The organism is Streptomyces sp. NPDC104226 (genome assembly GCF_055584085.1).
Genome location: NZ_JBVJMS010000001.1, coordinates 985,002 through 1,011,567 on the forward strand (window position 1 = coordinate 985,002; position 26,566 = coordinate 1,011,567).

Annotated in this window: 21 protein-coding genes; 7 read left to right on the top strand and 14 right to left on the bottom strand. The window is 72.8% G+C overall.

Annotated elements, in window-relative coordinates; genetic code table 11:
- Nucleotides 1-75: 75 nt before the first annotated feature.
- The gene (locus ACZ60J_RS04330) at nt 76-1,557 is read right to left on the bottom strand and encodes a DNA-binding protein NsdB (RefSeq protein ID WP_469678873.1); all 1,482 of its coding nucleotides are present in this window, start codon (nt 1,555-1,557) and stop codon (nt 76-78) included.
- Between the two features lie 230 nt (nt 1,558-1,787).
- Here ACZ60J_RS04330 and ACZ60J_RS04335 point away from each other — a divergent pair, with 230 nt between their 5' ends.
- Nucleotides 1,788-2,912: a phosphotransferase gene (locus tag ACZ60J_RS04335; protein WP_469678874.1), complete on the top strand. Its 1,125-nt coding sequence runs from the start codon at nt 1,788-1,790 to the stop codon at nt 2,910-2,912.
- 245 nt (nt 2,913-3,157) lie between these two features.
- On the top strand, nt 3,158-4,954 hold the full coding sequence (kstD, locus tag ACZ60J_RS04340; RefSeq protein ID WP_469678875.1) for a 3-oxosteroid 1-dehydrogenase: 1,797 nt from the start codon (nt 3,158-3,160) through the stop codon (nt 4,952-4,954).
- Between the two features lie 25 nt (nt 4,955-4,979).
- On the opposite strand, the gene ACZ60J_RS04345 is transcribed toward kstD, so the two are convergent.
- The 10 genes from ACZ60J_RS04345 to ACZ60J_RS04390 all read right to left on the bottom strand — a co-directional run bounded on the left by ACZ60J_RS04345 (nt 4,980) and on the right by ACZ60J_RS04390 (nt 15,366).
- The gene (locus tag ACZ60J_RS04345) at nt 4,980-5,480 is read right to left on the bottom strand and encodes a hypothetical protein (RefSeq protein WP_150520950.1); all 501 of its coding nucleotides are present in this window, start codon (nt 5,478-5,480) and stop codon (nt 4,980-4,982) included.
- 368 nt (nt 5,481-5,848) lie between these two features.
- On the bottom strand, nt 5,849-8,563 hold the full coding sequence (locus tag ACZ60J_RS04350) for an ATP-binding protein (protein WP_469678876.1): 2,715 nt from the start codon (nt 8,561-8,563) through the stop codon (nt 5,849-5,851).
- A 147-nt stretch (nt 8,564-8,710) separates the two neighbouring features.
- A complete protein-coding gene (locus ACZ60J_RS04355; RefSeq protein ID WP_469678877.1) occupies nt 8,711-9,235 on the bottom strand; it encodes a GNAT family N-acetyltransferase in 525 nt (174 codons plus the stop codon).
- An 82-nt stretch (nt 9,236-9,317) separates the two neighbouring features.
- Complete coding sequence (locus tag ACZ60J_RS04360) at nt 9,318-9,734, bottom strand: ACT domain-containing protein (RefSeq protein WP_469678878.1); 417 nt, start codon at nt 9,732-9,734, stop codon at nt 9,318-9,320.
- A 96-nt stretch (nt 9,735-9,830) separates the two neighbouring features.
- Nucleotides 9,831-10,328, bottom strand: coding sequence for a hypothetical protein (locus tag ACZ60J_RS04365; RefSeq protein ID WP_469678879.1), 498 nt, complete (start codon nt 10,326-10,328; stop codon nt 9,831-9,833).
- Between the two features lie 162 nt (nt 10,329-10,490).
- Nucleotides 10,491-10,718, bottom strand: coding sequence for a DUF397 domain-containing protein (locus ACZ60J_RS04370; protein WP_302168932.1), 228 nt, complete (start codon nt 10,716-10,718; stop codon nt 10,491-10,493).
- Between the two features lie 141 nt (nt 10,719-10,859).
- The gene (locus tag ACZ60J_RS04375; RefSeq protein WP_469678880.1) at nt 10,860-12,044 is read right to left on the bottom strand and encodes a thiolase domain-containing protein; all 1,185 of its coding nucleotides are present in this window, start codon (nt 12,042-12,044) and stop codon (nt 10,860-10,862) included.
- On the bottom strand, nt 12,041-13,099 hold the full coding sequence (locus tag ACZ60J_RS04380; protein ID WP_469678881.1) for a thiolase domain-containing protein: 1,059 nt from the start codon (nt 13,097-13,099) through the stop codon (nt 12,041-12,043). The genes ACZ60J_RS04375 and ACZ60J_RS04380 overlap by 4 nt, the downstream gene beginning before the upstream one ends.
- On the bottom strand, nt 13,099-14,070 hold the full coding sequence (locus ACZ60J_RS04385) for an OB-fold nucleic acid binding domain-containing protein (RefSeq protein WP_469678882.1): 972 nt from the start codon (nt 14,068-14,070) through the stop codon (nt 13,099-13,101). The genes ACZ60J_RS04380 and ACZ60J_RS04385 overlap by 1 nt, the downstream gene beginning before the upstream one ends.
- 495 nt (nt 14,071-14,565) lie before the next feature.
- The gene (locus tag ACZ60J_RS04390; RefSeq protein WP_469678883.1) at nt 14,566-15,366 is read right to left on the bottom strand and encodes a crotonase/enoyl-CoA hydratase family protein; all 801 of its coding nucleotides are present in this window, start codon (nt 15,364-15,366) and stop codon (nt 14,566-14,568) included.
- A gap of 174 nt (nt 15,367-15,540) precedes the next feature.
- Here ACZ60J_RS04390 and ACZ60J_RS04395 point away from each other — a divergent pair, with 174 nt between their 5' ends.
- Nucleotides 15,541-17,178 carry an acyl-CoA synthetase gene (locus ACZ60J_RS04395; RefSeq protein WP_469678884.1) on the top strand — a complete coding sequence of 546 codons (1,638 nt, stop codon included), beginning with the start codon at nt 15,541-15,543 and terminating at the stop codon, nt 17,176-17,178.
- A 115-nt stretch (nt 17,179-17,293) separates the two neighbouring features.
- On the opposite strand, the gene ACZ60J_RS04400 is transcribed toward ACZ60J_RS04395, so the two are convergent.
- Both ACZ60J_RS04400 and ACZ60J_RS04405 read right to left on the bottom strand, forming a co-directional pair.
- Entirely contained in the window at nt 17,294-17,509 is a 216-nt protein-coding gene (locus ACZ60J_RS04400; RefSeq protein ID WP_469678885.1) for a hypothetical protein, read from the bottom strand.
- A 66-nt stretch (nt 17,510-17,575) separates the two neighbouring features.
- Nucleotides 17,576-18,466 (bottom strand): alpha/beta fold hydrolase, encoded by an 891-nt coding sequence (locus ACZ60J_RS04405; protein ID WP_469678886.1) that lies wholly within the window; start codon nt 18,464-18,466, stop codon nt 17,576-17,578.
- Between the two features lie 194 nt (nt 18,467-18,660).
- Between ACZ60J_RS04405 and paaK the strand changes: the two genes are divergently transcribed.
- From paaK to ACZ60J_RS04420, 3 genes are all read left to right on the top strand, one after another.
- Nucleotides 18,661-19,938, top strand: coding sequence for a phenylacetate--CoA ligase PaaK (paaK, locus tag ACZ60J_RS04410; protein ID WP_469679109.1), 1,278 nt, complete (start codon nt 18,661-18,663; stop codon nt 19,936-19,938).
- A 220-nt stretch (nt 19,939-20,158) separates the two neighbouring features.
- Complete coding sequence (locus ACZ60J_RS04415; protein WP_469678887.1) at nt 20,159-20,989, top strand: YhjD/YihY/BrkB family envelope integrity protein; 831 nt, start codon at nt 20,159-20,161, stop codon at nt 20,987-20,989.
- 146 nt (nt 20,990-21,135) lie between these two features.
- The gene (locus tag ACZ60J_RS04420) at nt 21,136-22,302 is read left to right on the top strand and encodes a hypothetical protein (RefSeq protein ID WP_469678888.1); all 1,167 of its coding nucleotides are present in this window, start codon (nt 21,136-21,138) and stop codon (nt 22,300-22,302) included.
- A gap of 10 nt (nt 22,303-22,312) precedes the next feature.
- Here ACZ60J_RS04420 and ACZ60J_RS04425 read toward each other — a convergent pair whose 3' ends face one another.
- Nucleotides 22,313-23,833 carry a fatty acyl-CoA synthetase gene (locus tag ACZ60J_RS04425; RefSeq protein WP_469678889.1) on the bottom strand — a complete coding sequence of 507 codons (1,521 nt, stop codon included), beginning with the start codon at nt 23,831-23,833 and terminating at the stop codon, nt 22,313-22,315.
- A 190-nt stretch (nt 23,834-24,023) separates the two neighbouring features.
- Between ACZ60J_RS04425 and ACZ60J_RS04430 the strand changes: the two genes are divergently transcribed.
- Nucleotides 24,024-26,495, top strand: coding sequence for a penicillin acylase family protein (locus ACZ60J_RS04430; RefSeq protein WP_469678890.1), 2,472 nt, complete (start codon nt 24,024-24,026; stop codon nt 26,493-26,495).
- Nucleotides 26,496-26,566 lie beyond the last annotated feature (71 nt).

Genomic DNA, 26,566 nt, shown 5'->3' on the forward strand with positions numbered 1-26,566 from the left:
ACGGGAGGCCGCGCCGGAAGGCGCGGCCTTTCTCGTCCCCGGACCTCTCGTCCCCGGACCCGGCGGCCACCGGCCTCAGACCGGCCGCGCCGTGGGACTGTTCGGGAGGGCCAGCTTGATCTCCTCGCGGAGCTCCTCGATGCCGGCGAACCCGGAGTAGTGGCCGCTCAGCCGGTACATCTCGCGCAGCCGGTCCCAGGTCCGGTGCGAGGAGGTCTCGTTCATCGAGACCAGGGCCAGGCGGGCGTACCGGTCGGCCTGTTCCGGGTCGTCGGCGATGAAGCAGGCGGAGGCCATCGAGATGTAGTCGAAGATCTTCGAGCGCTGGTGGCCGTCGGCCCGCAGGCGCAGGGCCTCCTTCGCGTGCTGCTGGGCGACGGTCGCCGCCGAGGGATCGTGGTCGGCGAGGGTACGGAAGGCCAGCGCCTGCATGCCGTGCAGATCGGCCTCGTCGAAGTGCTGCATCCAGGAGGGCGGCGGCACGTCCCCCGAGGTGGACACGAACAGGTCCTCGGCCTCGCCCAGGGTGCGGCGCATGGCCTGCCCCTTGCCGAGCGCGGCCTGCGCCCAGGCCTCGATGGTGTGGAGCATGGCGCGGGTCCGGGGCAGGGTCTGCTCTCCGGAGCCGGACTGCGCCAGCTTCATCAGGTCCAGGGCCTCGTTCGGCTTGCCCAGGTGGACCATCTGACGGGCCGCGCGGGAGAGCGCCTCCCCCGCGCGCGGCCGGTCGCCGCCCTCGCGGGCCGCGTGCGCGGCGATGACGAAGTACTTCTGCGCGGTGGGCTCCAGGCCGACGTCGTGGGACATCCAGCCCGCCAGGACCGCCAGGTTGGCCGCCACCCCCCACAGCCGGCGCTGGAGGTGGTCGGGGTGGTGGTAGGCGAGCATGCCGCCCACCTCGTTGAGCTGCCCGACCACGGCCTTGCGCTGGAGACCGCCGCCTCTGGAGGCGTCCCAGGCGCGGAAGACCTCCACCGACCGCTCCAGGGCCTCGATCTCCTGGGAGCCGATGGGCGCGGCCTCGTAGCGGTCGTAGCCCGCGGAGTCGGCCTGGAAGGCGTCGCCGTGGCGCTGTGTCTCCTTGGCGCGGGCGGGGTCGGTGTGGAGCCAGTCGTGCATGGCGTTGCCGATGGCGGAGCCGGCGGTGAGCACGGCACCGGCGCTCATCAGACCGCGACGGTTGAGCATGAGGTCCATTCCCGTGAATTCGGTGAGGACCGCGGCTGTGCGTTCCGGCGCCCAGGGCATTCCGTCGGGGTTCTCCTGCTCCCCGTCCGGCTGCTGTTTGGCGGTGCGCCGTTGTCGTACGAACCCGAGGTCCTCGATGGTCACGACACGACCGAGCCGCTCGGTGAACAGTGCTGCCAGTACCGTGGGCACCGGTTCGCGCGGGGTTTCCCCCATGTCGATCCAGCGCCGTACCCGCGAGGTGTCGGTGGCCAGCTGGTGGTGACCCATCGAGGCCGCCTGCCGGTTGACCATCCTCGCCAGTTCGCCCTTCGACCAGCCGGCCAGGCCGAACAGGTCGTTCAGACGGGTGTTTGGACCCTTGCTCACGTCAAGCCCCCAGGTTCTCGGCTGAGTTGACAGTAACCCCCCGTCAGATGCCGAGCGACTATTCGCCAGGGTTCGCCAGGGCACGCAATGTGGTCCGCCACCCACGCCCGGGTGTCAGGTAGGAATGCGCCTCCCCGACCCGGTCACCGGCGGAACTCCCCAGGGTGATGCACGGGATCCGGCGGGGCGGCGTATGCAACTCGTCGGCGCACGAAGGGATCCGTAACGCCATGTACGCAGCCACGTCCTCCGTGTCCGCCCCGGTCCGGCCGCACCGCACGCTCCCCGCTGGTGGCGGCCCCTACCTCGAACCCGGCCGCCCTGCGGCATCGGCGCAGGGCGCCCTGCGGGCGCGGCGGATGCCGGGGGCCGGATCGCAGCCGCTGAGCGGAAGAATCGACCTGTCGGGTCCGCAGGGCGCACAGTTGCGCACCGCGCTCGCCTCCGTGCAGCGCATCTGTCCCGAGTTCGCGCCGGTCCAGGTACTGCGCCGCAGCGGCCGGTCGGTCCTGCTGGTGGGAACCACCGGACGGATGACGGCCGTCGCGAAGGTTTTACTGGATCACTCGCCCGAGTGGCGCGAGCGGTACCGGCACGAAATAGCGACGTACCGGACGTTCGTCCGGCACCGCCCGCAGGTCCGGGTGCCGCGGCTGATCGCCGCCGATCCGGAGAACTGCGTACTGATCGTGGAGCGGATGGCCGGAAGGGTCGCCGCGCTCCAGCGGCATCCGGTGGAGGCCCCGCCGCGGGCCGACCTGCGGGCGGCGCTCGGAGCCGTGCGCCAGGTGAACGGCTGGCGGCCCGCCGAGGAGTTGTTCGGGCGGCCGCTGGACTACGACCGGCGGATCGCCCGGGACTACCAGCTGGGTCTGCTGACCGATCGTGACTTCGGTGATCTGCAGAAGCTGCTGCACGGCGTGAAGATGTCGGGCAACCCCTGGCAGTTCAACCACGGCGACCTGCTGCTGTCGAACCTGCTCCTCTCCCCCACGGGCCCCGTCCTGCTCGACTGGGAGCACGCGGGCTGGTACCGGCCCGGCTACGACCTGGCCACCCTGTGGACGGTACTGGGCGACGCCCCGGCCGCACGGGCCCAGATCAGCCGCCTGGCGCAGGCGGCCGGCCCGGCCGCCCGGGACGCGTTCCTGGTCAACCTGATGCTGGTGCTGACCCGGGAGATCCGGATGTCGGAGACGGCCGTGCAGCGCTCGATGCTGGCGACCACCCCGACCCAGGCGCTCCCGGCGGGCGCCCTGTCCTCGGGCGAGGAGCAGCGCCTGCTGCTGCGCCGGCTGCACGACGACGCGGGCATGGCCCGCAGAGCGGTCCGCGCGGCGGTGGGCACGCGCTGATCCGCCCGAGCTGACCCGGCCGGTCGCACCGGCCGCACCGACCCGGCCGCGTTGCGCGCGGTCGCCCGCGTAAAGTCCCGTGCCGCACACACCCGGTGTGTGCGGCACGGGATTTCGTGCGTCCGGGCCCGGAGCGCAACCGGCGCGTATGCCTTGACTTCACATGATCCCCCGAAGACCTTTTCTGACTCAGCATCAGAATGCTGGATCCACCCCCTCACCCCCTTCTCCGCTGGAGCCTGCCCATGACCGCGAGAACCGCCTCCTCAGCGAGTCCTGAACCGAGCGCCGCCCTCCCCTCCCGCCGGACGGTACTCGCCGGGGCCGGCGCCGGGGCGCTGGCGGCCACCGTGCTGCCGTCCGCCGCGGCGCACGCGGCCGGTGAGCCCACGCTCGGCGAGTACGACGTGGTCGTGGTCGGCTCCGGAGCCGCCGGGATGACCGCCGCGCTCACCGCGGCCAAGCGGGGCCTGAGCGTGCTCGTGGTCGAGAAGGCGCCGACCTTCGGCGGCTCGGCCGCCCGGTCCGGTGCCGGGATCTGGCTGCCCAACAACTCGGTGATCCTGGGCGCGGGCGTGCCCGACACCCCGGCGAAGGCGGCGCAGTACCTGGCGGCGGTGGTCGGCAACGGCTCCTCCGCCGACCGGCAGGCGGCCTTCCTCGCCAACGGGCCCCGGATGCTGGACTTCGTGATGGCCAACAGCCCGCTGCGCTTCCGTTTCATGGACGGCTACAGCGACTACTACCCGAACCTCCCGGGCGGGCTCCCCAACGGCCGCTCCATCGAGCCGGATCAGATCGACGGGAACATACTCGGCGCCGAACTGGCCCACCTGAACCCGGCGTACATGCCGGTGCCGGCCGGGATGGTGGTGTTCAGCCAGGACTACAAGTGGCTCAACCTCGCCGCCGTGAGCGCCAAGGGGCTCGCGGTGTCCACCGAATGCCTGGCGCGCGGCACGGCGGCCGCCCTGTGCGGGCAGAAGCCGCTGACCATGGGCCAGGCCCTGGCGACCGGTCTGCGGGCCGGTCTGATCCAGGCCGGGGTCCCGGTGTGGCTCAACAGCCCGCTCGTCGACCTGGTCCAGGAGGGCGGAGCGGTCACGGGCGTGGTGGTGGAGAAGGAGGGCGTACGGGGCGTGGTGCGGGCCCGCAAGGGCGTGGTCATCGGCTCGGGCGGCTTCGAGCACAACGCCGCGATGCGGGCCCAGTACCAGCAGCAGCCGATCGGCACCCAGTGGTCGGTCGGCGCGAAGGAGAACACGGGCGACGGGATCCGGGCGGGCCAGCGTGCCGGTGCGGAGCTGGCGTTGATGGAGGACGCCTGGTGGGGTCCCTCGATCCCGCTTCCGGACGAACCGTACTTCTGCCTGGCCGAACGGACCCTGCCCGGGGGCCTGATGGTCAACGCGAAGGGTGCCCGCTTCGTCAACGAGGCCGCCCCGTACAGCGACGTGGTGCACGTGATGTACGAGAAGGACCGGGGTGCGACGGGCTCGCACATCCCCGCGTGGCTGATCGTGGACCAGAACTACCGCAACAAGTACCTGTTCAAGGACGTCCTGCCGACGTTCGTCTTCCCCGATTCCTGGTACCAGGCGGGCGCGGCGAAGAAGGCGTGGACCTGGGACGCCCTCGCCAACCAGATCGGGGTGCCCGCGGCCGCCCTGCGCTCCACCCTCAACCGCTTCAACGCGCAGGCGTGGAACGGCACCGACCCCGACTTCCACCGGGGCGACACCGCGTACGACCACTACTACACGGACCCGGGCGTGACGCCGAACTCCTGTCTGGCGCCGATCTGGGCCCCGCCGTTCTACGCCTTCAAGATCGTGCCGGGTGACCTGGGCACGAAGGGCGGCATCGTCACGGACGCACGGGCCCGCGCGCTGCGTGCGGACGGATCGGTGATCCGGGGCCTGTGGGCCGCGGGCAACGCGAGTGCGGCCGTGATGGGGCACAGCTACGCGGGGGCCGGATCGACGATCGGCCCCGCGATGACGTTCGGCTACGTGGCCGCCAACGACATCGCGGACGCCTGACGCCGGAGCGGTGGCCCCGCCCCGGTCAGCCCTGCTGGAAGAGCTCGGCCGGGAGCGGCTTCAGCAGCGCGTAGAGGTCGTCCGTGATCGGCCGGTCCCAGCTCGCGATGGTGACCAGCACGTTGTCGCTGCGGTCGAACTGCACACAGCTGATCCGGCTCTCGGAGAGCTTGATCTTCCGGACGATGAGGAGGTTGTCGCCCTGCATGACGGGGCAGTCCTCGGCACCGGTGACCTCGACGTCCTCGTCGTTCTCGAGGGCGTCGAGGAGCTGGGCCACCTCGAAGGGGACCTGGCCCTCGGAGAGGTCGCGCGCGGGGGAACCCTCGGGGAGGTTTCCGATGATCATCGCGGGGCCGCGTCCGCCGAACAGGTCGTAGCGGAGGAAGACACCCTGGCAGCTGCCGTCGGGCGCGGGCAGCAGCCCGGCCCCGAGATTGCCCGGCCAGTCCCCCGGGTCCATGGCCAGGACGTCGAAGTCCGGGCCGGCGGGTGTGGCGGCGCGGTGGCGGCGGAGGAAGGACATGCCGCAATGGTACGTGCCCTCCCGCGTCCCGCGGCCCTCCACCCCCGACCCGGGCCCCTCACCGCCGGGCCGGGCGTCATTCCCGCAGCGCCCGAGCCCCTTGCCCGGGGCGAAGCCCCCGCCCCCTTGCCGCTGCGCGGGCGAGGTCCCCTACCCGCCCTTCCACCGTTCCCCGGGCACAGCCCGGACCCGTCAAGAACCTGGGGCTCCGCCCCAGCCCCCGCGCCTCACACGCCGGCGAGGCTGAATTGTTCCGGCGAAGCCGGAAAATCCAGCCCGTCCGGCGTTTGAGGACCGGGTCCGGGCTGCGCCCGGGGAACGGGCGAAGGGTGGGTAGGGGACAGCCCCGCAAGGGCCGTCCGGACAGGTCAGGCCGTGGCGCTCGAGGCGGGTGTGGGGACGGAGCTGCACGGGAAGGTGCCGCCCAGGGCGAGGAGGGTGGTCGTCGCGGAGGCCTCCAGGCCGTCCGCGCCGCATTCCCGGGCCGCCAGGACGGCCCTGACCAGGAGCTCCGTGTCCCCCCGCTCCTCACCCAGCGCGGCCAGCGCGAGCGCCAGCTCGTAGGCCGCCGGCGAAGCCGACAGGACCTGCACCGCCTCCTCCAGCAGGGCCGCCCGGTCCCGCGGCGCAGCCACCTCCGCGGCCACCCGCAGGGCCTGGCCGATGCCGGACGCAGCCCCGAAGGCACGGGCCCGGCGTACCGCCTCCTGCGCCAGCTCCCGCGCCCGCGCCGGGTCCTCCGGGGCCACCGCGCGGGCCAGGTGGAGCCGCCACGGGCACCAGGACGGGTTCTGGATGCCCCTGGGCGTCAGCCGCCGGTCCACGGCCTCGAGCTCCACCGCCGCGGCCTTCGCCTGGCCGCGGGCGAGCAGCAGTTCCGCGTACACGGTCTGGGAGTCGGGGAAGACGACCGCCGCCGGGAACGGCTCCCCGTACTCGTGTTCCCGGACCAGCTCCCACGCCTCGTCCACCCGGCCCCGCGCCAGCAGCGTGGTGACGAGGATCGCGATGGCGTACCAGTGCACGGGCGTGCGCCGCCCGACGCGCTCGGCGAGCCGCAGTCCGGCCCGCGCCAGCTCCTCCGCCTCGGCGAGCCGCCCGCGGCGGTAGCGGATGTAGGCGCGCAGGCTGTAGGCGAAGGAGAGGTGCGCCCCGCGCCAGCCCTGCCGCTCGAACTCGGCGGTGCCCGCCTCGAAGAGCTCCTCCGCCCGCTCCGGCCGGTCGGCGTACATGTGCACCATCGCGACGAGCACCGGGACCTCGAACCCCCGGTCCGCGTACGCCCAGCTGAACTCGGTCTCCAGGACCCGTCCGGCATGGTGCAGGACCACGTCGACGGGCTCCCCGCGCAGGCAGGCGTCCCAGGCGCGCAGCCCGATGACGTACCGCTCGGTGAGGTCCCGCCCGGCCAGCCGGTCCGCGAGCTTGGCGAGCCGCCGGGAGCGCGCCGGGGAGTCCTGCTCGGCGGCGTTGAAGGCGTCCCACATGAACTGCTCGGACTGCAGGCGCAGCCGTCCGCGCAGGTCCTGGGTGTACGGGATCTCGCGCGCGAGGCATTCCGAGGCCTCGGCCAGGCGGTCGCTGTGCGAGAGCACCTGGGCCAGCCGGATCACGATGCCCTGGCGCAGCGCCGGGTCCTCGAAGGGCTCCGCGAGGGCGGCGCGCAGGTGGTTGACGGTGTTGGCGGGCTCGGTGAGCAGGGAGGCGCAGCCCAGTTCGTACAGGACGGCCGCCCGCTCGTCGAAGTCCGGGGGTTCGCGCAGGGCCCGTGCGAGCTGGCGGCGGGCGGCTTCGGGGGCGCCGGCCAGGAGGTTCTCGCCGGCGGCCTCGCGCAGGGTGCGCACCACCCAGGGGTCGCTCTCGGGATGCGTCTCCAGCAGGTGCCGGGCGGCGGCGGAGGGCCCGAGTCCCGCGTCGACGACGGCCGCGGCTGCCTTTCCGTGCAGGGCGACGCGCAGGGCGTCGGGGATCGCGCGGTAGATGGCGGTGGCGATGAGGGGGTGGACGAACTCCAGCCCGGACTCGGCGGCTTCCTCGGCGGTGGCTTCCTCGGCGGCGGCCGACAGGATGCGGGCGTCGCGCAGCCGTCCGGTGGCGTCGACGGCCTCCTCGGTGCCGAGCCCGGCGACCCGGGCGGCGAGCTCCCCGGGGGTGTCGGTGCCGAGGACGGCGCAGGCCCAGGCGAAGCGGACGGTGGAGGGCCCGAGGCTGTGGAGGCGGGCGACGAGGCCGCTGCCGCGCTGGGCGGCCGCGAGGTCGCGCAGGAGCGGGGCGCTGGCTTCGACGGGGGCGAGGCCCTTGTCCCGGACCTTCGCGGTGAGCTCGACGGCCTCGAAGGGGTTGCCGGTGGTGACGGCCCAGGCCTCCTGGCAGAACGCCTCGTCGGCGTGTTCGCCGACGGCCTCCCGGACCAGGCCGGAGACGGCCCGGGCCGTGAGCGGAGCGAGGTCGAGCGGGCGGTGTCCCGCGCGGCCGGGCAGCGTACGGAACGCTTCGGCGTGCGCGGGCAGTTCGTCGGGGCGGTAGGCGACGACGAGGAGGAGCGGGAGGTGTTCGGCGCGCGGGGCGAAGGCGGCGAGCCAGGAGAGGGATTCGGGGTCGGCCCAGTGGGCGTCGTCCAGGACGAGGGCGACGGGGGCGCGCTGCACGACGAGGTGGGTGAGCACCCAGTCGAGTCCGTCGCGCAGGCCCTGGGGATCGGGCGGGGCGCCCTGTTCGGCCGCGCAGAGGCCGAGGGCGGGGCCGACGATGGCGTACCAGCTGCCGAGGGCCTCGCGCAGTTCCGCGTCGGAGGTGCCGGCCAGCTGGGGCTGGATGAGCTGGCGGGCGACGTGGAAGGGCTGGCTCTGCTCCTGCTCGCCGCCCCGGGCGGCGAGGACGGTGCAGGCCCTGGCGTGGGCGCGGCGGCGGACTTCACCGAGGAGCGTGGTCTTGCCGAGCCCGGCGGGTCCGGAGAAGGCCAGCAGGGCTCCGCCGGCGTCGGGGCCCGGATCCGTGAGCTGGTCCAGTGCCTCGTCGACGGCGGCGAGCTCCGCGTCGCGTTCGAACATCGTGCGCCGTTTGCGGGTCCGGCGTTCCGTCATGGCTGGTACCCCCCAGGCCTGTTCGGGGGTTCAGCGTACGCCCGCGCACCCGCCCGGGAAGCCTGCTGCGCCAAATAAAGCTGATCTTCTTCGGCGGGCCGCCGGAAGGGGTATACGGGAGGGCCCGGCTGATCGATTCCGCGGGGGTCAGTGATCGTAGGGGGTCAGCTCGTCGGCCAACAGGTCCATCAGGAGCCCGTCGTGCCAGCTGCCGTCCGGTCCGCGTTCGTAGTTGCGCATGACGCCGACCGGGCGGAAGCCGACCTTGGTGTAGCAGCGGATGGCGGCGGCGTTGTCCGCCGCCGGATCGATCACCAGGCGGTGGAAGCGGTGGTCGGTGATCAGGTGCCGGGCCAGGGTGCGGACGGCGTCGGTGCCCAGGCCCCGTCCGTGCACCGCTGGATCCAGATAGAGGTCGATGTTCGCGTGCCGGTAGTCCGGATCGGTCTCCTCGCCCCACTGGATGCCACCGACCGTGCGGCCGTCCAGCTCGATGGCCAGCAGGCTGACACCGGGATCGCCGAGGCTGCCGACGATCTCCGCGGCAAGGTCCGCGTCGCCGCGCCAGCGCGCGTACACCTCGGGCTTCGCCCGGATGGCGGCCAGCGCCGGAACATCGGAGGGAACGGCGGGCCGCAGGGTCACCTGGACGCCGTACAGAATCGTCTCCATGAACGGGAGGCTAGTTGATCGATTTCACCGGACGCGCCGGCATCCGACTGCCGCGACCGGCCCGCACGTTGGGATCGATCGTCTAGTGCTGTGCGGAGCGGTCCGCGAGCGCTTCCAGGACGGCCACGGCCTCGGCGGCCCGGGAGGCCTCCACGAAGAGGTGGTCGTGGTGGTAGCCGGCGATGACGTTGCAGCTCAGGCCGTGTGCCGCGAGTTCGGTGGCGAAGGCCGCGGTGAGGCCGACGGCGTCGAGGGAGGAGTGGACGCGCAGGGTGATCCAGCCCGCGGTGTACGTGTACGGGAGTCCGGCCTCGTCGGCGTCCTCCTGGCTCAGCACGAGGGTGAGCCCCTCGGGCTCCAGGACGGAGGCGACGGGGGTGAGCCCGGCCAGGGCCTCCGGGTCGGTGTCGCCGGGGATGGTGCAGAACACGTACAGCCCGTCGTTCAGCTCGGGCCGCATTCCGCTCAGCAGCTTGTGCAGGTCGCTCTCTCCGCTCATGCCGCCCACCGTACCCACGGCGGCGCCGCGCAGGGCCCGACACCCCGGGCGGTGGCCCGGGGGCTGCGGCCACCGCGGCACGCCCGGGCCGGGCCGTCACCAGTAGTCGGTCAGGTCTCCGTCCGGCCCGTCCTCCCGGTGCAGCCTCCGGTGCCACCAGGCGCGCCGGCGGCCGTGCCACGCCCATCCGGATGCGGGCGGGTACGGGTCCTCGATCGTGCGGCGGCGGAACTCCTCGTCCAGGCCGCGCAGTACGCGGCACAGGGCTTCGCGGGCGACCGGCGGCAGCAGCCGGTGGTGGTCGCGCAGCTCGTCCCGGACGGAGGTGACTCCGGCGAAGGAGCAGCCCGGACAGTAGGCGCACGGGGAGGTGTCCAGGTACAGGTGGCGGCCGGGGCGGCTCAGGAAGACGCGGTACCTGGCCAGCAGGTCCGCGACCTCACCGGCCCGGCCGGGGCGGGCCCAGTGCACGGCAGCGGCGGCCTCGGGCGGCAGCCGGTCCACGGGCGGGAGCGCCCGCGCCCAGGCGGGAGGCCTCCGGTCCGCGTACGTTCCTCGTTCGGCGCGCAGCGCGCCGGGCCGTCTACGCGGCATCGCCCTTTCGACGGGTCATCGTCATGGCGGCCATGATGCCGGGGCCCTCCGGGCACGGCAACGCAATTGCGGCGCGACCCGGCGCGGCGCCGGGCGGCGGGCCGCCCATCGGCGCCGCGCCCGCACGGCACGTACGCACGTGTGCACGTCCGTGCACACGCCCTACGTCAGGTCGAACTCCCCGCCCCGGGCGCCCAGCACGAACTTGCGCCACTCGTCCGGCGCGAAGATCAGCGACGGGCTTTCGGGGCGGTCGCCGTTGCGCATCGCGATGAACCCCTCCACGAAGGCGATCTGGACGTCACCCGCTCCCCGGCTGCTCGACTGCCAGTCCGCCTCGGTCAGGTCGAGGTCCGGCTTTCCCCAGCCGGCCGGCGCCTTCGAAGTCATGCTCTCTGCCACGTGCGTGCTCCTCCCGGTACTCCCGGTTCGTCGTCCCGGGGTCAGGTTAGCCATCGCACGCCGTGCCGCACAGGCCACGGTCCGTCACTCGTGGCCTGTACGGCATCCCGCCCGGAATCGGGTTTCCGCTCAGGTGGCCGGCTGCTCCGCTCCCACCAGCCACATCGCGAAGAACTGCGCCCCGCCGCCGTAGGCGTGTCCCATCGCCCGCCGGGCGTCCGGGACTTGGTGCTCCCCGGCCTGTCCGCGCACCTGGAGCGCCGCTTCCGCGAAGCGGATCATCCCGGAGGCGCCGATGGGGTTGGTGGACAGCACGCCGCCCGACGGGTTGACGGGCAGGTCCCCGTCGAGTTCCGTGACCCCGGCCTCGGTGAGCTTCCAGCCCTCGCCCTCCTCGGCGAAACCGAGGTTCTCCAGCCACATCGGCTCGTACCAGGAGAACGGCACGTACATCTCCACCGCGTCGATCTCCCGGCGCGGATCGGTGACCCCCGCCTGCCGGTAGACGTCGGCCGCGCAGTCCTTGCCCGCCTGCGGGGACACGAAGTCCTTCCCGGCGAAGAGGGTCGGCTCGCTGCGCATCGCCCCGCCGTGCACCCAGGCCGGCGGTTTCGGCGAACGGGCCGCGCCCGCGCGGTCGGTGAGGATCATCGCGCACGCCCCGTCGGAGGACGGGCAGGTCTCGGAGTACCGGATCGGGTCCCACAGCATCGGGGAGGCCTGGACCTTCTCCAGGGTGATGTCGTGCTCGTGCAGGTGCGCGTAGGGGTTCTTCAGCGCGTTGCGACGGTCCTTGTACGCGACGAGCGAGCCCACCGTGTCGGGGGCGCCGGTACGCCGCATGTACGCGCGCACGTGCGGGGCGAAGAACCCGCCGGCCCCCGCCAGCAGCGGCTGCTGGAAGGGGACGGGGAGCGAGAGCCCCCACATGGCGTTGGACTCCGACTGCTTCTCGAAGGCGAGGGTCAGCACCGTGCGGTGAACCCGGGCGGCGACCAGGTTGGAGGCGACCAGCGCCGTGGAGCCGCCCACCGAACCGGCCGTGTGCACACGGAGCATGGGCTTGCCGACGGCGCCGAGGGCGTCCGCGAGGTACAGCTCCGGCATCATCACGCCCTCGAAGAAGTCGGGGGCCTTGCCGATGACGACCGCGTCGATGTCCGCCCAGGTCAGCTCGGCGTCCGCGAGCGCGCGGGCCGCCGCCTCGCGCACCAGTCCGGCGATGGAGACGTCGTGGCGGGCGGCCACGTGCTTGGTCTGGCCGATGCCGACGATGGCCACCGGCTCCTTGCCCGTCGCGGCGGAGGTGCTCATGCTCGGTCCCCTTCCAGGACGGCGACCAGGTTCTGCTGGAGGCAGGGGCCGGAGGTGGCGTGCGCGACGGCCCGGTCGGACTCGCCGCGGTGGATGCGGGCGGCCGCCTCGCCGATCCGGATCAGGCCGGCGGCCATCATCGGGTTGGCGGCGAGCGCTCCGCCGGAGGGGTTGACGGCGACGTCCCCGCCGAGCCCGAGGGCCTTGCGCAGCACGACCTCCTGGGAGGAGAAGGACGCGTGCAGTTCGGCGGTGTCCACGGGGGCGTCGAAGACACCGGCGTGCTCGGCGGCGATCCGCGTCGACGGGGAGTCGGTGAGGTCGCGCAGTCCGAGGCTGTGGGCCTCGATGCGGTGGTCGATGCCGGTGATCCAGGCGGGCCGCTCGCAGAGCCGGCGGGCCACGTCCCCGGCGGCCAGGATGACGGCGGCGGCGCCGTCGCCGATGGGCGGGCAGTCGCCGGTGCGCAGCGGGGCGACCTGGTACTCGCCCTGGGCGACGGCTCCGCTGAGCTGGGCGTGCGGGTTGGTGCTCGCGGAGGCGCGGCTCCGGGCTCCGATCGCGGCGAGCCCGGCCTCGTCGGTCTCCCCCGCGTCGATGAGCGCCTGGGCCTGGAGGGCGGCCAGTGCGACCGAGTCGGGCCAGAGCGGAGCGAGGTAGTACGGGTCGAGCTGGCGGGTCAGCACGTCGCGTACCGACCCCGGGGAGGACTTCCCGTACGAGTAGACGAGCGCGGTGTCGGCCTCGCCGGTCTGGATCTTGACCCAGGCCTCGTACAGGGCCCAGGCGCCGTCCATCTCCACGTGCGATTCGGAGATGGGCGGCCAGGCGCCGACCCCGTCGAGGGTCATGGTGAAGGAGAAGGCACGGCCCATCAGGTAGTCGCTGGAACCGGAGCAGGTGAAGCCGATCTCGCCCGCCTTCAGGCCGGTGGCGGCCAGCACCTGGTGCAGGACCGGCATGACCATCTCTACTTCGCTGAGCTCGTCGGTGCGGCGCAGGTGGTCGCTCTGCGCGAAGGCGACCACCGCGACCTCGCGGGCGTATCGGGCCATCAGATGAGCTCCTTGTACACGTCGTAGTCCGCGTCCGGCTCTCCGGTGGGGCGGTAGTGGTCGGGGTAGCGGCCGCCTTCGGTCCAGACGGGTTCGACCCGCAGGCCCATCCGCACCTGGTCGTACGGAATGCCGCCGATCCGGCCGTGGAGGGCGAGGCCGGCGCCGTCGAGGGCGATGTGGGCGTAGACGTACGGCACTTCGATGTCGAGGTTCTTGGCCTTGATGTTGACGATGCAGAAGGTGGTGACGGTGCCGGCGGGCCCGACCTCGACCCGGTCGGTGGTGGCCACCCCGCAGGTGGGGCAGGCGCCGCGCGGGGGCACGTACACCTTGTGGCAGGAGGGGCAGCGCTCGCCGATGGTCTTCTGCTCGGACAGCCCGGCGATGTACGCGGTCTGCGCGCGGCCGGGGCTGTACGTGTAGTCCAGGCGGGCCTCGGCGATGATCCCGGTGACGGCGTCGCCGAACTCCCCGCTGTGCGGGGCCGCCTCCACGGGCGCTGCCCCGTCCTCGGCGGACTCGGCGGGCTCGAAGCAGGCGATGTCGGTGATGGCCCCGATCCGCTCCCCGGCCCACCGCACGCGGACCCGCATGCCGGTGGTGACGGCCTCGGGCCCGGGGGCGTCGAGGGCGTGCAGGATGGCGGTGTCGGCGCCGTCGAGGCGGACGAGGACCCAGGCGAAGGGCGTGGCGAGGGGCTGGTTGGGGCGCGGCGCACCGTTCCAGGCCCAGGTGGTGACGGTCCCGGTGGTGCCGACCTCGACCAGATCCCGCACCTCCTCGGCGGTGACGGGGTCGTACTCGACGGGCGGCACCATCACCTTGCCGTCGGCGGTGGTGACCCCGAGGACGACCCCTTCGCGCAGCCCGGTGAGGAAGGCGCTCTGCACGGGGCCGAGGGAACGGGTGAAGGGGAACTCGACGACAAGGGGTGCGCGGAGGATCTCGGGTGGCGACGCGGCTGTCATGGGTGGGTCTCCGATGTAGGGGGCGGGACGTTCTCGGCCCCGCCGGTGCGAATCAGACTCCGCCGGACGGATCAGGCCCGGCCGGTCACTTCAGGCCCCGCCGGGGCCAACTCAACCCCTGCCCGGACCATTCGGCCCACCGGGGCGACTCAACCCCCGCCGGACCGATCAGGCACCGCGGGAGGCCAACTCGGGCTCCGCCGGGGTCAATCCAGCCCCGCCGGCGTTTGAGGCGCAGGGGTCCGGGGACTGGTCCCCGGCAACGGCGCCGCACGTGTGCGTCCGGCCCCGGCGGGCGATCAGGTACCGGGAGGGGCAAAACCAGCCCCGCCGGCGTTTGAGGCGCAGGGGTCCGGGGACTGGTCCCCGGCAGCGGCGCCGCACCCGTGCCACGGTCCGGCACCACGCTCACGCCCGCGGACACGGGCGCAGGCTCGACCAAGGCCGGGGCCACGGGCAACCGCACACACGCGGCCGGCGGCACACGAGACCCGGCTACTCCCGCCGGTACAGCGCGGGCCGCTTCTCGGCGAACGCCCGCGCCCCCTCCTTCGCATCGGCGGTGTCGAAGATCGGCCATCCCCGCAGCAGCTCCGCCGCCAGCCCCTCCGACTCCGTCATCTCGGCCGTCTCGTAGACGGAGGCCTTCACCGCCTCCACCGCCAGCGGCCCGCACGCGTTGATCCGCTCCGCGATCTCCAGCGCCTCGGCCAGCGCCGTCCCGTCCGGTACCACCCGCCCGACGAGCCCGATCCGCGCCGCCTCCTCGGCGGCGTACGGCCGCCCGGTCAGCAGCATCTCCAGCGCGTGCGTCCGCGGGATCTGCCGTGGCAGCCGTACCGTCGAGCCGCCGATCGGGAAGAGCCCCCGCTTGACCTCGAAGAGTCCGAAGGTGGCCCCCTCCCCCGCGACCCGGATGTCGGTCCCCTGGAGGATTTCCGTCCCGCCGGCCACGCAGTAGCCCTCGACCGCCGCGATGATCGGCTTGCGCGGCCGGTGATGGCGCAGCATCGCCTTCCAGTGCAGGTCGGGGTCGGCCTTGAGCCGGTCCCGGTACTGGTCGCCCGCCATGCCCTTGCCGGCCAGCGCCTTCAGGTCCATGCCGGCGCAGAAGTCCCCGCCCGCGCCCGTCAGCACCACCGAGCGGATCGTGTCGTCCGCGTCGGCCTCCAGCCAGCCGTCGTACAGCCCCACCAGCAGCGGCAGCGAGAGCGCGTTCTTCGCCTCGGGCCTGTTCATGGTGAGCACCAGCGTGGCTCCGTGGCGTTCCACGGTCAGGTGTTCTGTCCCACCCATTGCCGTCCTCCCGTCTCAAGACCTAGAACAGGTTGCAGTAGGGGCGGGTGCAGTTCAATAGTTTTCTGACACCCAGTCAGATTTCTTGCACGGTCCCCTTCCTTGTTGGGGTTGGCGACGCTCTAATGACCGCCGAGCAGACCAGCCATGGGATTTTCTGGGTCAGGAGGACCGGTGGAGTACAACATTGCCGACCTGTTCGAGTCGGTCGTGGACGTGGTCCCGGACCGCGAGGCCCTCGTGTACGTGGACCACCCCGGGACCGGCGCCGAGCGCCGCCTCACGTACGCGGAGCTGGACGCGGCGGCGAACCGCATCGCGCACCACCTGCTGGACAGCGGCCTGAAGGCCGGTGAGCACCTGGGCCTGCACCTCTACAACGGCGTCGAGTACCTCCAGACCGTCATCGCCTGCCTGAAGGCCCGCCTGGTACCGGTGAACGTGAACTACCGCTATGTGGAGGAGGAGCTCGTCTACCTCTACAACGACGCCGACCTCGCCGCGCTCGTGTTCGAGGGCGAGTTCACCGAGCGGGTCGCGGCGGCGCTCCCGCAGACGACCAAGCTCCGTCACCTGATCCGCGTGGGGCCGACCCCCGAGGGGGCTCCGGAGCCGGCGATCGCGCCGGTCGCGTACACCGACGCGGAGGCGGCCGGCTCGCCCGGCCGCGGATTCCCGCCCCGCTCCCCCGACGACCTGTTCATCATCTACACGGGCGGCACCACCGGTATGCCCAAGGGCGTCATGTGGCGTGCCGAGGACCTCTTCTTCGCCGGCCTCTTCGGCGGCGAACCGTCCGGCGAACCGGTGAAGCGGCCCGAGGAACTGGCCGAGCGGGTCGCGTCCAAGGGTGCCGGGCTCACCTTCTTCCCCGCGCCGCCGCTGATGCACGGCACGTCGACGCTGACGTCCTTCATCGCCTTCAACTACGGGCAGCGGGTGGTCATCCACCGCAAGTACGCGCCCGAGGAGGTGCTGCGCACGATCGAGAAGGAGAAGGTCTCCAGCGTCTCGCTGGTGGGCGACGCGATGCTGCGGCCGCTCATCGACGCCCTCAACGGGCCCCTGAAGGGCACCGACCTGTCCTCCCTCTTCAGCGTTTCCTCCTCCGGCGCGATCATGTCGGAGACGGTGCGCGCCGAGTTCCAGGCGCTCGTCCCGAACGTGATGCTCCTGAACAACTTCGGCTCGTCCGAGTCCGGCTCGAACGGCCGCGCGACGAACGACTCCAGCCCGGAGAAGGGCTTCCGGCTGGAGGTCAACGAGCGTACGCAGGTGGTCGACCCGGTGACCCACGAGCCGGTGCCGGTCGGCGAGCCGGGACGGCTCGCGCAGCGCGGGTACGTCCCGCTGGGCTACTACAACGACCCCGTCAAGACCGCCGAAACCTTCTTCCAGAAGGGATCCGAGCGGTGGGTGCTGCTCGGTGACATGGCGACCGTGGACGACCAGGGCATCGTCACCGTCCTCGGCCGCGGGTCGCAGTGCATCAACACGGGCGGCGAGAAGGTGTACCCGGAGGAGGTCGAGCAGGCGCTGAAGTCCCACCCGGACGTCTACGACGCCCTGGTCGCCGGGGTCGCGGACCCGAAGTGGGGCAGCCACGTGGCGGCCGTGGTCCAGATCCGGGAGGGCGCCGCCGACCCGACGCTGGACGACATACAGGCCCATTGCCGCACCAAGCTGGCGGGCTACAAGATCCCGCGCCAGCTGGTCATCGCCCCCGCCATCCAGCGCTCGCCGAGCGGCAAGGCGGACTACCGGTGGGCGAAGTCGGTGGCCACGGAGGCGGACGCGGGCGCCGCGAGCTGATCCCGTAGAGCCTGCACGCCCGCCGGCCGGGACCCCGAGGGGTCCCGGCCAGCGGGCGTTTCCGTACGCGGGCACGCTCCGGTGCCTGCGGAGGGCCCTCAGAGCCACGGAGAGCTCAGAGCCTCGTGCGCAGTTCGGCCGCCAGGGTGCGGGTCCAGGTGGCCAGCTCCGACCGGTCCGCGCCCTGGCCCAGGACATCGGCCTGGGCGTCGTCGAGCCGCAGCGGGCCGGGGTCCTCCAGCAGGTGGGCCACTTCGGCGAGCAGTCCGGCCAGGCGGCGCGCGCCGGGGGCTCCGAGCCGCACCGATACCGCCGGGTCGATGACGGACATGGCCGCCGCCTCCCTTCGCCAGGGGCGTCTGCTTCGACCGTACGCCCGCGGCCCGGCGGTCGCCGCTCAGGCCCCGGTGGCCAGGAACCGTTCGACGCGGTCCGCGAACCACCCGGGTTCGTCCAGCCAGGGGAAGTGCCCGCCGCCGCGCTGTACGTCGGTGACGCCCCGCGCGAAGAGCTCCGCGAGCCGGGCGGCGAGGGCCGGGGAGGGGTTGGAGTCCAGCTCCCCGGCCAGGACCAGCGCCTCCCCGGCGAAGCGGCCGAGCGCGGCCCGGGTGGCGGGCGGGTCGAAGGCGCCCGGGCCGGCGAAGGCGGCGGAGGCCTCGGCGTTCTTCTGGACCGGGCTCAGCGCCGCGTGGGCGCGCGCCGCCTCGTCCCAGCGCCCGTAGGCGAGGGGCATCGCCGCCGCCCAGTCGGCCTCGTCGGGGTCCCCGCCCGCGGCGAGGGCGGCGAGCGCACGCTCATAGGCCGCGAGGGCCGTGTCGTAGGGCTCGCTGCCGGCCCTCCTGCGGACGTCCGCGAGGCGGGTTTCCGGGGATTCGGCGAGGTCCACGGCCCAGCAGGTCGGCGTGATCAGGGCCAGTCGGCGCACCCGCTGCGGGTGGGCCGCCGTGTAGAGCAGGGCGAGGTTGCCGGAGGCGGAGTGGGCGAGCAGGTCGGCGCTCTCCAGGCCGAGGTGGCTGCGCAGCGCGTCGACGTCGGCCACCTGGTGGTCGACGCGGTACGTGGCGCGGTCGACCGGGACCGCCGAGTCCCCGGTGCCCCGCAGGTCGAGCAGGATCAGCCGGCGCCCCGCGGACAGTCCGCCGAGGTCGCCCAGGTAGGCGGAGGCCCGCATGGCGCCGCCGGGGAGGCACAGGAGCGGCTCGCCTTCACCCTGGACGTGGTACGCGAGTTCGGTTCCGTCGGGGGCCGTGAAGGTAAAGGTGCAGGTGGAGGGTGTGGAGGTCGACATGGACGCAATCTCAGCAGACGATCACCCGTTCGAGTAATTGATTTGGGCGCCGAGGTCCGGCAATCTACCGAATGATCGGTCGGTTGACTCGGAATGGGGTGGGCGGCATGGGTACGGACACGCGGGGCCACGACGGCGGTTCGGACGCGACGCACGCGAGGGATGCGGCGAGCACGACGGACGCAACGGACCTGATGGACGCGGGCGAACGGATGGGCCGGGACGAGCTGGCGGCGCTCCAGTTGACCCGGCTGCGGGCGACCTTGCGCCGCGCGTACGACCAGGTGCCCTTCTACCGGCAGGCCTTCGACAAGGCCGGCATCCATCCCGACGACTGCCGCTCCCTCGCCGATCTCTCCCTGTTCCCCTTCACCACCAAGTCGGATCTGCGCGACCAGCACCCCTTCGGCATGTTCGCCGTACCGCGCTCGGAGGTCCGCCGCATCCACGCGTCCAGCGGGACCACGGGCCGGCCGACCGTCGTCGGTTACACCGACGGGGACCTCTCCACGTGGGCGGACGTCGTCGCCCGCTCGATCCGCGCGGCGGGCGGCAGGCCGGGCCAGATCATCCACATCGCCTACGGGTACGGACTGTTCACCGGCGGCCTGGGCGCCCACTACGGCGCGGAGCGCCTGGGCTGTACGGTCGTGCCCGCCTCGGGCGGGATGACGGACCGCCAGGTCCGGCTGATCCAGGACTTCCGGCCGGAGGTCATCATGGTGACCCCCTCCTACATGCTGACCCTGCTGGACGAGATGGAGCGCCAGGGCATAGACCCCCGCACCACCTCGCTCCGTACGGGGATCTTCGGCGCCGAGCCGTGGACGGAGGAGATGCGCCGCGAGATCGAGGAGCGCCTGGACATCGACGCGGTGGACATTTACGGGCTCTCCGAGGTCATGGGTCCGGGCGTCGCACAGGAGTTCGCCGAGACCAAGGACGGGCTCCATATATGGGAGGACCACTTCTACCCGGAGGTGGTCGACCCGCTGACGGGCGCCGTGCTGCCCGAGGGGGAGCCCGGGGAGCTGGTCTTCACCTCGCTCACCAAGGAGGCGATGCCCATCATCCGCTACCGGACCCGGGACCTGACCCGGCTGCTGCCCGGGACGGTCCGGCCCGCCTTCCGCCGGATGGAGAAGATCACCGGCCGAAGTGACGACATGATCATCCTGCGCGGGGTGAACGTCTATCCCACCCAGATCGAGGAGGTGCTCCTGCGGACCCCGGACCTGGCTCCGCACTTCCAGCTCCGCCTGACCCGGCAGGGCCGGCTGGACGCCCTGACGGTACGGGTGGAGGCGCGCCGCGGGAGCGACGCGGGCCGCCGGGAGGCCGCGGCCGCCTCGGTGGTGCGGGCCGTCAAGGAGGGCATCGGCGTCTCGGTCGCGGTGGAGGTGGTCGATCCGGAGACGCTGGAGCGGTCGGTCGGCAAGATCAAGCGGCTGGTGGACCTCCGCGGGGCCTGAGGCAGGCCACGGCGGCGGATATCGGGCCTGCCCGGGCGGTGGATGCGGGGGCCCGCCCGGGCGGTGGATGCCGGGCCACGCCCGGGCCCTGATTCCGCCGCCGGGCCGCGGCCGGATCCACCGTCGGGCGGCGGCCGGGTCCGCTGCCGGATCCACCCCTTCGGGCCCACTCCGGGCTCCTCCCGGGAAGGCGCGGGCCCGTCCGGGTAGGGACAGTGGCGTGACCTCGACCTACCGGCGGATCCACGACCGGCTCCAGGCCTCCCAGGCCGGGCTGGCGTGGAGCCGTGGCCGGGAGATGGAGCTGATGCACCGGGCCATGGGCTTCGCCGCCCTCGGCTTCCTCACCCTGGTGCCGCTGCTCGTCGTCGTCGCGGCCGCCGCTCCCGGAAGCGGCTCGGGTTTCGGCCGGTGGCTCGGCCAGGCCCTCGGGGTGACGAAGTTCTCCCGGGAGCGGGTGGAGATGCTGTTCGGCGCCGCGGACCTCGCGCTGGAGCGGACCACCGCCTTCGGTCTCGCCGCCCTCGCGGTCTTCGGCCTGACCTTCGGCTCCGCCGTGCAGACCGGGTACGAGAAGGTCTGGGACCTGCCGACGGCCCGCTGGCACACCATGTGGCGGCACGTCGTCTGGCTCGCCCTGCTGGTCTGCTACCTCGGACTGCTGGTCCTCATCCCCGCCCCCTCCGACGACGCGCCCGGCACGATCCTGGGCACCACGGGCGATCTCATCGGGACCTGCCTGTTCTTCTGGAGCTCCCAGTGGATCCTCCTCGGCGGCCGGGTGCGCTGGCGCGCCCTGCTCCCGGGGGCCGCGTGCACCAGCCTCGGCCTCCTCGGGCTGCGGGTCTTCTCGCAGCTGGTGTTCTCCCCGCTGATCGCCTCCAACGCCGTGACGTACGGCCCCTTCGGCACCCTCCTGGTCGTCCAGTCCTGGCTGGTCGGCGTCGGCTTCGTGGTCTACGGCGGCGCTCTGGTCGGCCGCCTCTTCCACGAACACCTCGTCCTGCGCCGCCTCCAGGCCACGGAACTCGCAGAGGACCAGGAGTCGTAGCCCTAGCCGAAAAGGGACATCAACGCACAAAAAGAATTACCGGACAGGGCGATATTCCCGGTGCGCCTAGAAAAGGATGGATATTGATCTGATGTAAACAATGATCGGATCGCCGCCCGGCGCGTCCCCCGAAAAGGAGTCAGCCGATGAGGCCACTGCGCCGCCCCCGCCAGGCCACCACCCTGCTCGCCGCGCCCGCGTTCGCACTCACGGTCGCCGGCCTGGCCGCCACCCCCGCACACGCGGCCACCATCAGCGTCGCCTGCTCCCCCACCGCCCTCGTCCAGGCCATCGCCACCGCCAACAGCACCCCCACCACCTCCGACACCCTCGACCTCGCCCGCGACTGCACCTACACCTACAGCGAGCAGTTCGCCGGCCCCGGCCAGGCCGCGCTCCCCCAGATCACCGGCCCCCTCACCATCAACGGACGCAACGCCACCATCACGCGGGCCGAGAGCACCGGCAACGAATTCCGCTTCTTCACCCTCCCGCCCACCAGCCGCGGGAACCTGACGCTCCGGGACATCGCCCTCACCAACGGAGCAGGCGCCCAGGGCGGAGCCGTCCAGCTCGGATTCGGCACCGTCGTCTCCATGACCAACACCCGCCTCACCGGCAACACCTCCGACAACGGAGGCGGCGCCATCAACAACAGCAACGGAACCCTCCGCGTCGAACGTTCCTACTTCAAGGGCAACAGCACCGAAGCCGGCCACGGCGGTGCCATCCTGAGCAGCGGTACCACCCGCGTGGACGGCAGTGTCTTCATCAACAACTCCACCGGCCCCGTCGGCGGTGGCAACGGCGGAGCGATCGCACACACCAGCATCCCCGCACCCTTCACCCTGACCTCGAGCATCCTCACGGGCAACGAAGCCAAGGGCCTGGGCGGCGCCGTCCACACCAGCAGTTCCTCGGCGACCATCTCCGACAGCCAGATCCGCAGCAACGACGCGAGGACCGGCGGGGGCATCGCCAACTTCGGGACGCTCACCATCAACATGCTGACCACCATCCGCGGCAACACCGCGAGCTTCTCCGGTGGCGGGATCTACAACTTCGGGACGCTCAACACCCGCAACGTCTCCATCGACAGGAACTCGGTCACCCAGGGGACCGGAGCCGGCATCCACAACCAGGGTGACGTCACCCTCAACGACTCCCGCGTCACGGGCAACAACGCGGCCTACGGCCCCGCCGGCCTCCACAACGAAGGCGGGACCGTCACCCTCAACCACACGACCATCGCCAACAACAACCCCAGCAACTGCGATCCCTCGAACCCCGCTGTCACCGGCTGCGCCCCGTAGGTCCGGACGGTCAGGACGGGTTCGAGAAGCGGTCGCGCAGGGTGCGCTTGAGGATCTTGCCGCTCGCGTTGCGGGGGAGGGCGTCCACGAAGAGGATCCGCTTCGGGGCCTTGAAGTGGGCCAGCTTCTCGCGGGCGTAGGCCAGGAGCTCCGCTTCCGTCACCCCGTCGCGCGGGACCACCACCGCCGTGACGGCCTCGATCCACCGTTGGTCGGGCAGGCCGACCACCGCCGCCTCGGCCACACCCGGGTGGGTGTACAGCACGTCCTCGACCTGCCGTGAGGCGACCAGCACCCCGCCCGAGTTGATGACGTCCTTCACCCGGTCCACGACCGTGAAGTACCCCTCGGGGTCCCGGACCGCCAGGTCGCCGGAGCGGAACCAGCCGTCACGGAAGGCCTTCTTCGTGGCCTCCGCGTCGTTCCAGTAGCCCAGGCAGAGCTGCGGGGAGCGGTAGACCACCTCGCCCGCCGTGCCGTCCGGCACCTCGGCCCCGTCCTCGTCGACGATCCGCGCCTCCACGTGGTGGACCGGGCGGCCGCACGAATCCATCCGCCCCTCGTGCTCCTCCGGCCGCAGCACCGTGGCCAGCGGGCCGATCTCGCTCTGGCCGAAGCAGTTGTAGAAGCCGAGGCCGGGCAGCCGCGCCCGCAGCCGTTCCAGGACGGGCACCGGCATGATCGAGGCCCCGTAGTACGCCTTGCGCAGGGCGGACAGGTCACGGACGGCGAAGTCGGCGAAGTCCGGATGGTTGGCCAGCCCGATCCACACCGTCGGGGGCGCGAACAGGCTGTCCGCCTCCCCCGCCTCCACCAGGTCGAAGATCTCCTCCGCGACCGGCGCGTCCACGATCGTGTTCCGGGCGCCCACCGCCAGGTAGGGCAGCAGGAACACGTGCATCTGCGCCGAGTGGTACAGCGGCAGGGAGTGCACCGGCAGATCGCCCTCCGCCAGGTCCAGGGCCGCGATGGCGCTCTCGTACTCGTGGCAGAGCGCCTCGTGCGTCATCATCGCCCCCTTCGGCAGGGCGGTGGTCCCGGAGGTGTACAGCAGCTGAGCCAGCCGGGACGGGTCCCCGGGCCGGGCGGGCTCCGCCGGTGCGGCCGGCTCCGCCAGGCCGGCCAGGAAGGAGCCGGGCACGTCGCGCAGCGGGCGCACGGCGAACCCGTCGGGGACCCGCCCGGCCAGGTCGGGGTCCGCGAGGACGAGCGTGCTCCCGGAGTTCTCCAGGATGTACGCGAGGTCCTCGCCGGTGAGGTTCTGGTTGACGGGGACGTGCGTGAGCCCGGCCCGCGCGCAGGCGAGGAAGGCCAGGAGGTAGGCGTCGGAGTTGTGCCCGAAGGTCGCGACCCGGTCCCCCTCGGCCAGCCCGTAGGGCCCGCGCAGCAGGGCCGCGCCCGTGGAGACGGCCGCGTCCAGGTCCGCGTAGGTCCAGGTCCGCTCGCGGTAGCGGACCGCGATCCGGTCCGGGACGCGCCGTGCGCTGTCGTGGAGCAGTCCGTCGACCGTGTTCTTCCGCACCGGGGTCATGGCGGGATCTTCGTCTGCGCGGACGGCGAGGTCAATGACCCGGGTTCCGCGGATGCCGGGCCGGAACACGCCGGGATACCAAACGGCATGTTGACACGGCGTCAGGTGGCCTGCATGAGTGTGGGGGCACACCGGCACCACCCGTCCGCACGGGCGATCGCGCCCGTCCGCAGGCTACTTGGGAGGTATCTTGCGCCTTCTCCACGGACGCCGACGCGCCCGCCCGCTCCTGCGCCGTCTGGCCCTCACCGGCACGGCGCTGCTGGCCGCCGCCTCGGTGATGCCCGAGGCCGCCGCCCTGGACCAGGGCTCCGGCCCGTCAGGCGGCGGCCTGTCCGCCGTCATCCGGTACACCGAGAACGGGATCCCGCACATCCTGGCCCGGGACTACGCGCACCTCGGGTTCGGCACCGGCTGGGCGCAGGCCGCCGACCAGGTGTGCGTGCTCGCCGACGGGTTCCTGACCGTCTCCGGGGAGCGCTCGCGGTGGTTCGGCGCGGACGCCGCGCCCGACGGTTCGCTCTCCTCCGCCTCCGGAAACCTCTCCAGCGACCTCTTCTTCAAGGGCGTGCGCGACTCCGGCACCGTGGAGAAGCTGCTGGCCGTGCCCGCGCCGGCCGGGCCGGGCAAGGAGGTCAAGGAGCTGATGCGGGGCTGGGCCGCCGGCTACAACGCCTGGCTGGCGCAGAACCGGATCACCGACCCCGCCTGCAAGGGCGCCGGCTGGGTGCGACCGGTCACCGCCACCGACGTCGCCGCCCGCGGCCTGGCCGTCTCGGTCCTCGGCGGGCAGGGCCGCGCCGTCGACGGCATCACCTCGGCACGGCCCCCGGGCACGGCGGCTGCACCGGGCACGGCGGCTCCGGACCCGGCCGGCCAGGATCCGGCGGCCGGCATCGATCCCGCGGCCGCCGCGGAGGCGGCCCGCGCGTTCTTCGACACCGCCCGCTACGACATGGGCTCCAACGCGGTGGCCTTCGCCGGCTCCACCACCGCGAACGGATCGGGCCTGCTCCTGGGCAACCCGCACTATCCGTGGCAGGGCGGCCGCCGGTTCTGGCAGTCGCAGCAGACCATCCCCGGCGAGCTGAACGTCTCGGGCGGCTCGCTGCTCGGCACCACCGTGGTGAACATCGGCTTCAACGAGAAGGTCGCCTGGAGCCACACCGTGGCCACCGGCACCCCTGTCAACCTGCACCAACTGGCCCTCGACCCGGCCGACCCGACCGTCTATCTGGTGGACGGCAAGCCGGAGAAGATGACCGCGCGCACCGTCAGCGTCCGGGTCGCGGGCGGCGCCCCGGTGACCCGGACCCAGTGGTGGACCCGGTACGGTCCCGTCCTGTCCGGCCTCGGCGGCGGCCTCCCGCTGCCCTGGACCACGACCACCGCCTACGCGCTGGCCGACCCCAACGCCGTGAACCTGCGCGGCTCCGACACCGCCCTGGCCATGGGCAGGGCCCGCTCGGTCGCCGGCGTGCAGGAGGCCCTGCGGCGCACCCAGGGCCTGCCCTGGGTCAACACGGTGGCCGCCGACTCGGCGGGCGGCACGCTGTTCACCCAGTCCCAGGTGCTCCCCCGGATCACGGACGAGCTCGCCGCACGCTGCTCGACCCCGCTGGGCAGGGCCACGTACCCCTCCTCGGGGCTGGCGGTGCTGGACGGTTCGCGCGGTGACTGCGCGCCCGGCTCCGATCCGGACGCGGTCCAGCCCGGGATCTTCGGCCCGGGCCGGGCGCCGGCGCTGCGCGACGCCGCGTACGCCGAGAACTCCAACGACAGCGCCTGGCTGGCCAACGCGGAGCAGCCGCTCACCGGCTACGAGCGGATCTGGGGCACGGTCGCCACGCCGCGCTCGCTGCGGACCCGGGGCGCTCTGGAGGACGTCTCCGCGATGGCCGACCGGGGCGGGCTGACGGTGTCAGACCTGCAGGAGCAGCAGTTCGCGAACCGGGTCCCGGCCGGTGATCTGGCGGCGGCCGATGCGGCGGGGGCCTGCGCGGCCCTGCCGGGCGGGACGGCCACGGGCAGCGACGGCGCCGCCGTGGACGTGTCGGCGGCCTGCGGGGTGCTGGCGTCCTGGGACCGCAAGGCCGACAGTACGAGCCGCGGCGCGCTGCTGTTCGACCGGTTCTGGCGGAAGCTGACCGCGAGCACGGCGGCCAAGGACCTGTGGCTGGTGCCCTTCGACGCGGCCGATCCGGTACGGACGCCCCGTACGCTCAACCGGGCGGCGCCCGGGATCGGGCGGGCCCTCGCCGACACCGTCACGGAGCTGAGGGCGGCGGGCATCGCTCCGGACGCCCTGCTCGGGGAGCACCAGTTCGTGGTGCGCGGCGGGCAGAAGCTGCCGGTGGGCGGCGGCACGGAGGCCTTGGGCGTCTGGAACAAGATCGAGGCTCCGTGGAACGCTGCGGGCGGGGGCTACCCGGAGGTCCTGCACGGCTCCAGCCACATCCAGGCCGTCGGCTGGGACGGCGGCCGCTGCCCGGTCGCGCGCACGCTGCTGACGTACGGCCAGTCCTCGAACCCGAACTCCCCGCACTCGGCCGACCAGACCCGGCTCTTCTCGCAGGAGCGCTGGGTGAAGGCACGGTTCTGCGAGCGGGACATCCTGACCTCGCCCCGGCTGAAGGTGGTCTGGCCGCGCGAGCGGCGCTGACCGGAGCGGATGCGCGTACGGCCGGCCGCTGCGGGTGGGAGCAGCGGCCGGCCGTACGGGGGCGGGCGGGC